Here is a 9,787-nt window from a genome sequence, read left to right on the forward strand (position 1 = left end):
CCCCCGGGCAGCAGCGACCGGCGCTGTGACAATCCCCGCTGCCGGTTCGGTGGCGTGGGACGGATCAGCGTCTTCGCACCGGTGGCTTCACGCCGGCGCCCTCTTCGCGGGAGTCTTCCTCGCGGTGGCCTTCTTCGCGGTGGCCTTCCTCGCGGTGGCCTTGGTCGCGGTGGCCTTCCTCGCGGTGGCCTTCCTCGCGGTGGCCTTCCTCGCGGTGGCCTTGGTCGCGGTGGCCTTGGTCGCGGTGGCCTTGGTCGCGGGAGCCTTGGTCGCGGTGGTCCTGCGGGCTGACGTCCGGCTCGCCGCCGAGGTCGTCTTCCGCGCCGGTGCTGTCGCCGCCGCGCTCTTTCGGGCCGGCGCGCTCTTTCGGGCCGGCGCGCTCTTCCGGGCCGGCGCGCTCTTCCGGGCCGGCGCGCTCTTTCGGGCCGGCGCGCTCTTTCGGGCCGGCGCGCTCTTTCGGGCCGGCGCGCTCTTTCGGGCGGTCGCGGTGCTCTTTCGGGCCGTCGCCCTGGTGGGGGCCTTCTTCGCCGCCACCGTCTTCTTGGCCGCTGACTTCTTGGCCGCCGGTGGCTTCGCCGTGGTACCCGCCCGGGTCGTGGCCTTGCGAGCCGGCGTCGCCGCCGACGTCCCCGGCCGCGCGCCGGCTGCGGGCCGGGTCGAGGCCGTCTTCCGCGCGCCAGCGGCAGGTCGTGTCGAGGTCGCTTTCTTCGCGGCGGCGACCCGCTTCGCGGGGGCCTTGGTCGCGGTGGCCCTCCGGGCCGTCCCCGTGGTTTTCCGGGCCGTCACCGTGCTCGTGCGCGCCGCCACCGTGCTCTTGCGCGCCGTTCCGGTGGTCTTCCGGGCGGACGTCTGTTTCGTCGCACTCGTGGCCTTCCGGGAGGGCCCAGCCTTCGCTGGCATGGCCTTCTTGGTAGGGGCAGCCTTCTTCGCGGGTCCAGCCTTCTTGGTGGGGGCAGCCTTCGCCGTCGTGGCCTTCTTGGCGGGAGCGGTCTTGCGTGCCGTGACCGTCGTACGGGCAGGTGCCGTCGCCGCCGTCGTCTTCTTCGCGGGCATCGCCTTCTTGCCCGCAGCGGCCTTCTGCGCCGCCGTCTTCTTGGCGGGTGCGCTCTTCGCTGCCGCGGTCTTCTTTCCCGCCGTGGTCTTCTTCGCCGCCGTGGTCTTCTTCGCCGCCGTCTTACTCGCGGGCGCCTTCTTACTCGCGGGCGCCGTCGCCGTCGTCTTCCTCGCTGCCGCTGCCGCTGTCGTCTTCTTCGCCGCCGTCGTCTTCCTCGCTGCCGCTGCCGCCGTCGTCTTCTTCGCTGCCGCTGTCGTCTTCTTCGCCGCCGTCGTCTTCTTGGCGGGCGTGGAGGTCTTCGCGGGGGTCTGCTTCGCGGTGGCTTTCCTCCCGGGTGCGGTGCTGGCGGTGCGCTTCGAGGCTGGGCCGCGACCGGCGCCGCCGGGCGTGCTCCGGGCCGCCGGTGCGGTGCCGGTGGCCCGGCGAGTGGACGGAGTACGGGTCACGCCCGCACTGCGCTCCGTCGCGGCGGTCTTTCTCGCGGGCGTACGCTTCGCGGCTGGGCGGGTGGCCTGTTGTGCTTCGGCCATCTCGGTTCCCTCCTTGGGGACGTGTCACCGCCCTCGCGGCGCACGCGGTGCTCTCGACGCGAGAGGCCTCCCGCGTCGTCTACTTCTCCTCCCCGGCCCAACGGGCGTCCTCGGCCTCCCACGCTTCGTTGCGCTCCCGCACCTGTTGCAGGGCGTTCTCCGCGTCGGAGATCGAGTCGTACGGTCCGAGAACGTGCCGGGCAGGGCACACATCGGCATCGCTCTCGACCCGGTGGTGGCGCGTACACCAGTAGTAGCGTTCACGTCCGCTGTCGCTCATGAATTCACTGTGCACCGGCAACCGACCGCCCGCCACCGGAACACCGCAAGTCACCAGGCTTTTCCACAGTAGACGTGCCGGTCGGCCGGCGGGCCGAAACGGCGAAATCCCCGCCGTCGATGACCTCCGGTCACCCGAAGGGCCGCTGTCGAAGCGGTGGTGGCCGGTACCGCTAAGGTCGCCCGGTGGCCGCTAAGGTCGCCCGGTGGCCGCTAAGGTCGCCCGGTGGCCGCTAAGGTCGCTCGGTGTGCCCCCGGCCGCTGGGCACCTGACCGGTGTGCTCCCGGCCGGCGTACACCTGACCGGTGGGCGAGTGCCGGTGGGCGATGGGCGATGGGCGGTGCCGAACGGGGAGTGCGGGAAATGGTCGAGCCGCTGCGGCGGTACCTGGCCGAGCTGGTAACGGTGGCTGGCGACGTGCTCGGTACGGAGTTGTGCGGTGCGTACGCGGCCGGCTCGGTGGGGCTGGCGGCGTACCAGCCCGGCCGCAGCGACGTGGACGTGGCGCTGGTCTGTGCGGACGTACTGGATCGGGCGGTCGCGCAGGAGTTGGTGGCGCGACTGCGACACGAGGCGCTGCCCTGCCCGGCGCGCGGCCTGGAACTGGTCGTCTACCGGCGGGAGGTGGCCAGCGCCGGCTCCCCGGAACCGGGGTTCGAGGTCGAGCTGAACACCGGCGCGAAGATGGACTTCCGGGTCTCGTACGGTCCGGCGGAGCGGCCAACCGCCGACGGCCTGTTCTGGTACGCGCTGGACCGCAGCATCCTGCACCAGAGCGGGCAGGCCCTGCTGGGTCCGCCCGCCGCTGACGTCTTCGCCGAGCTGGCCCTCGACGACCTGCGCCGGCTCATCGTCACCGCCCTGCGCTGGTGGCTCGACCGGCCGGTTCCGCCCGGCGACGTACCCGCGCCCGGCGCGGAGGACGCCGTGCTCGGCGCCTGCCGCTCCTGGGTACGCCTGCACCATGGGGTGTGGCTGCCCAAGGTGGCCGCCGGCCGGCGACTGCTGGCCGACGGCGGACCGCTTGTCGATGCCGCCACCGTCGATCTGGTGGAGCGGTCGATCGCGGCCCGCACCGGCGGCACCCCGCCGACCGGCCCGCAGGCCCGCGTCTTCCAGCGCCGGGTCCTCGCCGACCTCACCAGCCCTTCGCCGGCCTGACAACGATTGCCGGCGCGCCAGACAACAAGTGCCGGCGCGCCAGACAGCAAGTGCCGCCGGCCAGACAACAAGTGCCGGCGCGCCAGACGCGGGATGCCGCAGCGCCGTACTCGGAAGATCGCAGCGCTTGACGCCGACGGCCACCGCGCCGGACGCCGGTCAGAGGGCGGGTCCCACCGGGATCCAGAGTTCGGCGTCGGCGTGGCTGCCGTCGGCGGAGACCTGGGTGCGGGAGATCTCCGGCCCGGGGCGGGAGCGGTACGGGTTGGCCGGGAACCACTGGGTGAAGACGTCCTGCCAGAGGTTCTGCACGGCCTCGGGGAACGGTCCGGAGCTCTCGAAAACCGCCCACATTCCCGCCGGCACCGACAGGACGTCCATGTCCGCGGGCACCTCGGCACCGGTCACCGCGCCGTACCAGTAGTCCAGCTCGGCACCCTCCGCCCGGTCGCCGGCCAGGCCGTCGCTGGCGTTGACGACCCCCGCCGGTTCCTGGTCGGCAAGCGCCTCGATCCGTTCCCGGGTCGCCGGCTCGATGCTCTTCACGAAGGCCACGATGGCCGGGTTCAGGCCCTCGTGCACCAGCGGCACCCGGACCTTGCGGCCGGCGAGCCGGAACGCGTCCCTGCGTACGATGCGGTATCGCATGCTGCTGCTCCCCTCGACGGTGAGTCTGAAGGAGAGTCGGGGCTGGGCGCGCAACGCGGCGCCCGTGCGCCGGGCCTCGCCGGGGCCGACGCCGTGTACGGCCTTGAACGCCCGGGCGAACGCCTCGGCCGAGCCGTACCCCCAGCGGACCGCGATGTCGAGCAGCGTCCGCTCCCCCGCGAGCACCTCCGCTCCGGCGACGGTGAGCCGCCGGCGACGCACGTACTCGGAGAGGGGGACGCCGGCCAGCGCGGCGAACAACCGCCGGAAGTGATACTCCGAAGTGGCCGCGATCCGGGCCAGCTCGGTGGCGTCGACCGGCCGGTCGAGGTGCCGTTCGAGGTGTTCCATCGCCTGGTTGAGGCGCTCCAGCATCCGCTCTCCATCCCTGCGCCGCCCACGCTATGGCTCCGCCGGCGCCGCTGACCCGACATGCCGTGCCCGCTACGGTCGGGCCGAGCCCGGTCCTGCCCGGTGCGGCTCGGGCCCGAGACGGGTCCTGCCCGGCGGTCGGGCCGGGCCCGGTCCTGCCCGGTGCGGCTCGGGCCGAGCCCGGTCCTGCCCGGCGGTCGGGTCGGTCCGTGCCCTCGCGCTCCGGTCCCGTCCGGTGACGGAAGCGATATCAGGAGCAATCGGTACCGAGAAATCCGCCGCTGCGGCGATCTCGATCGCCTCCCTGGTCAACCGGGGTGGCCCGCTCAGCCCCTTCCCGCCTGTTCCTGCCCTTGCAAGATGCAAATGGCAGGATCTCTGTGCAAGTCTCGTCAGAACTTCCGCACCGGGGCTACCCTCCCCGTACCGCGCGGGCAGACGTCAGCCGACCCTGGAGGCAATGTGGCCAACCTCGACTCCGCACTCAAGGACGCCATGACGATCGACGGCGCGATCGGCGTCGCGCTCGTCGACTACACCAGCGGCATGACGCTCGGCGTGGCCGGCGGTACGCCGGAGATCGACCTCACCGTCGCCGCGGCCGGCAACACCGACGTGGTACGCGCCAAGATGCGCACCATCGAGATGCTCAAGCTGAACGATCAGATCGAAGACATGCTGATCACCCTCGGCGGCCAGTATCACATCATCCGGCCGCTCACCGGCTCCAACGGCAAGGGTCTCTTCCTCTACCTGATGCTCAGCAAGACCCGGTCCAACCTGGCGCTCGCCCGGCACCAGCTGCGCAGCATCGAGGAGCAGCTGGAACTGTGAGCGACCGAGACACCTACCTGCCCCGCCGTACCGCGCAGCGACCGGACGTACCGCCGCCGCCCCGGCTCCCACCATCGTTGGCCGGCAACCCGTCGTTGCCGTACGCGGCGATCGGCACCGAGCTGGCTGAACTGCGCCTCCAGATTCCCGGCGTGCAGGGAAGTGTCCTCGGCGGCGTGGACGGCCTGCGGATCACCCACAACGTGCCGGACACGCTGGACCCCGACGACCTGGCCGCGATGGCGGCGGCGACCTTCGGCCTGGGCCGGCAGGTCAGCCTCCGCCTCGGCCAGGGCGAGTTCTGCCAGTCCACCGTCCGCAACCAGGGCGGCTACTTCGCGGTGTACGCGGTAGGCCCGCAGGCCCTGCTCTCGGTGGTCGGCCAGGACACCATCAACGTGGCCCGGCTGCACATGTACGCCCCACCGGTCGCGGACCGCCTCGCCGAACTCCTCACCCAGCACTGACGGTCCGGCCGGGCGGCAGTAGCCAAGGCACCGGTCCAGCACCGGTGTTACGGCACCTCGCCTGTCACGGCACCTCGCCTGTCACGGCACCTCGCCTGTCACGGGACCTCGCCGAAGGTATCGGGCACGGTCAGCCAGGTAGCGTTGCCGGCCGGCCAGAACAGCACGAAGGCCCGTCCGACCACCGAGTCCAGCGGGATCGTGGCCGCCGCGATGTCCTGGCCATGGCTGTTGTAGTTGGCCAGCGAGTCGCCGGAGGCCTCCCGGTGGTCGCCCATCACCCACAGCCGGCCCTGCGGGACCGTGATGTCGAAGTCTTCCGGAGCCATCTTGTTGCCCGGATACACGTACGGTTCGTCCAGTGGATGGTCGTTGACCTCGATCCGACCCTGCGGATCGCAGCAGACCACGCGGTCGCCGGGCACCCCGATCACCCGCTTGATGAGGTCGTCTCCGTCCGGCAGGCTCGGCCAACTCTCGGGATTCTTGAAGACGATGATTTCGCCCCGCTTGGGTGCCCGGAAGTCGTAGACGAACTTGTTGACCATGACCCGATCGTCGAGCTGCAAGGTCTGCTCCATCGAGCCTGAGGGGATGAAGAAGCTCTGCACCACGAACTGCCGCACCAGGATCGTCATGACGATGGCCACGGCCAGCAGGATCGGCAGCTCCCGCCAGAACGAACGCTTGCTGCTCTTGGTCTGCTCGTCGGTCACCCGCCCAAGCTACCCAACGCCGCTGAACCCCGGGTTACGCGTGCGACACCCGGCCTGGCTGGACGCGACACACAGACTTGCTAGGCGGCGCCGGGACCTGGCTAGACGCGCGGCACGCGGCGCAGCCACCCCAGAAACCTGCCGTACGCCGCCACCGGGTCGGGCGGCTCCGGGCAGATCCGGGTCAGGTCGGCCGTCGCCTCCCGGAGCAGGTCAGCCAGATCCACGGCGAGTTGACGCCGCTGACCGGCATAGTCGGCGATCAGTTCCATCCGAGCCGTCCCGCAGGGCCACGGGTGCGCGCACCCGGTGCAGATCCAGATCGGGCGCAGGGGTGCGTGACGTTGACTCATGCGTACCTCCGGGACGGCTCGGCGCGCCTGCCGGCCTGGCCGGCATCCGCAACGGTCCCCTCGATCCGCTTGCCAGCACCAGATGTCACCCCGGTGACAGGCCGATGTCCCCTCGCCATGTCCCCAGTCCCAGGTCGATACTTGATGGCATGGCTGAGGACGCCACCGAGCCCGATCTCCCCGTCTGGGTACGGAGATTACGGGCCGAGCGCAGTGCACGAGGCTGGTCGCAGAGCAAGGCGGTCCAGGCAATGCGGGCGCACGCCGCCGAACGGCTGCCTGCCGACAGCACACTCCTGCGGAACTGGAAGCGGTGGGAGGCCGGCAGTTCCGAGCCGGACGGCTTCCACAAGGCGCTGATCGCCAAGACGTTCGGCACCGTCACCGCCGCCTTCTTTCCGCCGGCACCGCGTGACGCCGAGGCCGAGGTCATCGCCGCCACGGGCATGGAGACGGTGGAGATCCTCGTTCGGCTGAGAAGCTCCGACGTTTCCGACGCCACCCTGCAAGCACTCCGCATCACGGCCGACCGCCTCTGCTGCGAGTACCCGTACATGTCCTCTGAACAGCTCCGCGTCGAGGGCCGCGGCTGGCTGCGTCGGATCACCACTTTGTTGGACCGCAGGCTCACGCTCGCCCAACATCGAGAGGTGCTGAGCCTCGCGGGCTGGGTCGCGCTGCTCGTCGGCTGCGTCGAGTACGACCTGGGGCTGCGCCGCATCGCCGAGGGCACCCGCAGGGCCGCGTTGACTCTTGGCGAGGAGGCGGGCAATGCCTCCATTGCAGGCTGGGCCTATGAGTTACGCGCCTGGTACGCACTCACTCAGGGCGACTACCTGGGCGTCGTCGCGGCGGCCGAGGCCGGTGAGGCGATCGCGGGCGGCGGCAGTGCGACGGTGCAGCTCGCCGGTCAAAAGGCCAAAGCGTGGGCCCGGCTCGGTGACCGGCGGCAGGTGGAGACGGCGCTGGACCGGGGCCGAACCCTTCTGGAAACCTTGCCGTACCCGGAGAACACCGACCACCACTTCGTGGTGGATCCGGCGAAGTTCGACTTCTACGCTATGGACTGCTACCGGCTCGCGGGCGAAGATCGCCTCGCCGACATGTACGCCGGACAGGTGATCCGCTCATCGACCGATCCCGACGGCACCGAACGCAAGCCCATGCGGATCGCCGAAGCACAGCTCACCCTCGGCGTAGTAGCGGCCCGATCGGGTGACCTCGAAGCTGCGGTCGCCCATGGACGGCGGGCACTGCGCGGTGAGCGCAAGTCGCTGCCCTCGCTGCTGATGTGCTCCCGGGAACTGGCAACGCTGCTACGCGAGCGCTACCCGAAGGAACCAGCAGCCCTGTCATACCTGGACGAGGTGCAGGCCCTTACCGCCCAAGGCCGGTAGCTTGGGCGACGATCGAGGTGCGCCCGTTGCCGGTCGGTGGTGATCTTGTGAACGTCTCCGGTGTGCTTGGTGATGTACTTCGTGACGTAGCGGATGGTCCGCCCGGCGTCCTCGGTGCCGGGCATGACGCCGCGAGCGTCGACCTGGGAGCCGAAGCGCACGACGTGCACAGGTCCCGCGCCCAGGACGTCGCCGATCGCATCGAGAGCTTCCGACCAGGTAGTCAGCGGCGCACGGGTGTCCGGGTCGACCCATGCCGAAGCCGGCTCGTCCCAGACCGGAGCCGGTCGAGGATGTACCGCTGGACCGCTGCAGCAGTCGACCTAACCACGACAGTTGAAACGCTCACTAGACCGGGACGACGGTGGCGGCCAACACCCGCCAGTTGCCGTCCTCACGCACCCACAGCCGGGTGTAGCGCAACCGCGCGGACATAACGACACCGCCCTGAACCGCATCCACCGCAGCGACCGTGCGAGTCACCCCGGTCTCACCGTCTTCCTGGACGTCGAGCGACTCCTCCACCAGGTTAGTGATTCGCAGGGCCCCCGAGCGGTAGCTCTCCAGGTCATCTTCCTTCGAAAAAATCGTGCCATCCGGCCCAGCACCCACGACCCGAGGGTGCAGAAGCGCGTCGAGGGACTCAACATCGCCGCCGCGCTGAGCGGCCTGGAGCTGCCGTTCCGCAGTATGGAGATCCATACGCCGATCCTCTACAGCGCCCCGCAACAAGACAAGCGGGTTCGCTCGCGGCAGAATGTCGGCCCAATACGGATGTTCGCGGCACAACGGAACTTCGGCATCACCGGTCAACGACCTGAGAGGGTTCTCCACCTTGCTCCGAAACGGGGAACCATCCGTGCTGCGCGAACCAGCTGCAAAGTACTCCCTACATGGACACCGGAACCAGCAGACGGCTCGGCCGCCCTCCTGCGAGACCTGGACATTCGGTTGGGCGGCACCGGCAGATTCGCATAGCCAGCTTGCCAGCGAGCGGTACGGAAGCCGGCACCTCAACCCGCCACCGAGCCCACCAACCGTCGTCCACAGACGTAGATCCACTGATCGCCGAGTCAGGTGTTCCTGGGCCGTCTCTGGACCGTCTGGGGCCATCGCCGGGTGCCGTCGAACGCCGGCCAATGTTGACCATGTCGACACCCGAACTTAGAACCAGCTCAGAGTCTTGATCGGGGCTCTGAGCTGGGAGGTGACGGACGAGTCGACCTGTACGCCGGATTCTGTGCTCGGCGCGTACCTGTGAGGGTTTTGCGCCGGCGGCGGTCATCCATCTCGGCCTGCCGTTGCCGACAGGCTCCTGCGGCCTACCCGCAGACATCGGGCGGGCCGCCCTCAAGCGTCTGCGCGGGTCGTCAGCTTGCGATGACGGCCCTACTTGGCCTTGCTCCGGGTGGGGTTTACCGAGCCACCCCGGTCACCCGGGGTGCTGGTGGGCTCTTACCCCACCGTTTCACCCTTACCGTCCCAGTTTGGGGGCGGCGGTCTGTTTTCTGTGGCACTGTCCCGCGGGTCGCCCCGGGTTGCCGTTAGCAACCACCCTGCCCTATGGAGTCCGGACGTTCCTCGGCGACGGGCCTGCGGCCCGCCGACGCGACCGCCCGGTCGACTCGTCCGTCGCGCATCCATCCTAACGACGCGCCGACGCCCACGATTTCCGGCCCGCACCGCCGAATCGGAGCGCAACTTCGGCGATGTTGCTGCCTCCGGGGCGCGGGACCCAGCAGTTCCGCCGAAGTTGCGCACACCGCACCGCACCGCCACGCCGCCGCACCGCCACGCCGCACCGCACCGCCACGCCGCGCCGCGCCGCGCGATCTTGCAGTTTCGGTCGCCCTTACGCGGTTTATGCCCGAAGTACGGCGACCAAAAGTGCAAGATCGCGGGGGGCGGGGAGCGGGGAGCGGGGAGCGGGGAGCGGGGAGCGGGGGGCGGGAGTGGCGGGCGGGGGTGGCGGGCG

Annotated in this window: 10 protein-coding genes and 1 other RNA gene; 5 read left to right on the plus strand and 6 right to left on the minus strand. The window is 70.3% G+C overall.

Translation table 11 applies throughout. From position 1 onward, the window contains the following. Nucleotides 1–25: 25 nt before the first annotated feature. Entirely contained in the window at nt 26–1,936 is a 1,911-nt protein-coding gene (locus AC507J_RS03725) for a hypothetical protein (RefSeq protein WP_496287622.1), read from the plus strand. A 291-nt stretch (nt 1,937–2,227) separates the two neighbouring features. After that, the gene (locus tag AC507J_RS03730; protein WP_496287623.1) at nt 2,228–3,025 is read left to right on the plus strand and encodes a nucleotidyltransferase domain-containing protein; all 798 of its coding nucleotides are present in this window, start codon (nt 2,228–2,230) and stop codon (nt 3,023–3,025) included. Between the two features lie 159 nt (nt 3,026–3,184). Here the strand turns inward: AC507J_RS03730 and AC507J_RS03735 are convergent, their stop codons facing one another. Then, the gene (locus tag AC507J_RS03735; protein ID WP_496287624.1) at nt 3,185–4,048 is read right to left on the minus strand and encodes an AraC family transcriptional regulator; all 864 of its coding nucleotides are present in this window, start codon (nt 4,046–4,048) and stop codon (nt 3,185–3,187) included. A 459-nt stretch (nt 4,049–4,507) separates the two neighbouring features. Between AC507J_RS03735 and AC507J_RS03740 the strand changes: the two genes are divergently transcribed. Then, nucleotides 4,508–4,879, plus strand: a complete 372-nt coding sequence (locus AC507J_RS03740; RefSeq protein WP_496287625.1) for a hypothetical protein — start codon at nt 4,508–4,510, stop codon at nt 4,877–4,879. Continuing rightward, nucleotides 4,876–5,346: a roadblock/LC7 domain-containing protein gene (locus AC507J_RS03745; protein ID WP_496287626.1), complete on the plus strand. Its 471-nt coding sequence runs from the start codon at nt 4,876–4,878 to the stop codon at nt 5,344–5,346. Before AC507J_RS03740 ends, AC507J_RS03745 begins: the two co-directional genes overlap by 4 nt. 98 nt (nt 5,347–5,444) lie before the next feature. Here AC507J_RS03745 and lepB read toward each other — a convergent pair whose 3' ends face one another. Next, nucleotides 5,445–6,062: a signal peptidase I gene (gene lepB / locus AC507J_RS03750; RefSeq protein WP_496287627.1), complete on the minus strand. Its 618-nt coding sequence runs from the start codon at nt 6,060–6,062 to the stop codon at nt 5,445–5,447. Nucleotides 6,063–6,163: 101 nt separating this feature from the next. Beyond that, the gene (locus AC507J_RS03755) at nt 6,164–6,334 is read right to left on the minus strand and encodes a hypothetical protein (RefSeq protein WP_496287628.1); all 171 of its coding nucleotides are present in this window, start codon (nt 6,332–6,334) and stop codon (nt 6,164–6,166) included. Nucleotides 6,335–6,564: 230 nt separating this feature from the next. Between AC507J_RS03755 and AC507J_RS03760 the strand changes: the two genes are divergently transcribed. After that, on the plus strand, nt 6,565–7,812 hold the full coding sequence (locus AC507J_RS03760) for an NsdA family TPR-like regulatory protein (protein WP_496287629.1): 1,248 nt from the start codon (nt 6,565–6,567) through the stop codon (nt 7,810–7,812). Here AC507J_RS03760 and AC507J_RS03765 read toward each other — a convergent pair. From AC507J_RS03765 to rnpB, 3 genes are all read right to left on the minus strand, one after another. Beyond that, complete coding sequence (locus AC507J_RS03765; protein WP_496287647.1) at nt 7,743–8,039, minus strand: replication initiator; 297 nt, start codon at nt 8,037–8,039, stop codon at nt 7,743–7,745. The genes AC507J_RS03760 and AC507J_RS03765 overlap by 70 nt on opposite strands. A 121-nt stretch (nt 8,040–8,160) precedes the next feature. Continuing rightward, complete coding sequence (locus AC507J_RS03770; RefSeq protein ID WP_496287630.1) at nt 8,161–8,514, minus strand: nuclear transport factor 2 family protein; 354 nt, start codon at nt 8,512–8,514, stop codon at nt 8,161–8,163. A gap of 509 nt (nt 8,515–9,023) precedes the next feature. Further along, nucleotides 9,024–9,440: RNase P RNA component class A (rnpB, locus tag AC507J_RS03775), an RNA gene on the minus strand. Between the last annotated feature and the right edge of the window lie 347 nt (nt 9,441–9,787).

It is taken from the genome of Micromonospora sp. PRAS1, from assembly GCF_059553435.1.

Bases quoted from the DNA above. Each gene is read 5' to 3' on its own strand.
- AC507J_RS03730 (WP_496287623.1), top strand. From the start codon at position 2,228: ATGGTCGAGCCGCTGCGGCGGTACCTGGCCGAGCTGGTAACGGTGGCT.
- AC507J_RS03735 (WP_496287624.1), bottom strand. From the start codon at position 4,048: ATGCTGGAGCGCCTCAACCAGGCGATGGAACACCTCGAACGGCACCTC.
- AC507J_RS03755 (WP_496287628.1), bottom strand. From the start codon at position 6,334: ATGGAACTGATCGCCGACTATGCCGGTCAGCGGCGTCAACTCGCCGTG.
- AC507J_RS03760 (WP_496287629.1), top strand. From the start codon at position 6,565: ATGGCTGAGGACGCCACCGAGCCCGATCTCCCCGTCTGGGTACGGAGA.
- AC507J_RS03770 (WP_496287630.1), bottom strand. From the start codon at position 8,514: ATGGATCTCCATACTGCGGAACGGCAGCTCCAGGCCGCTCAGCGCGGC.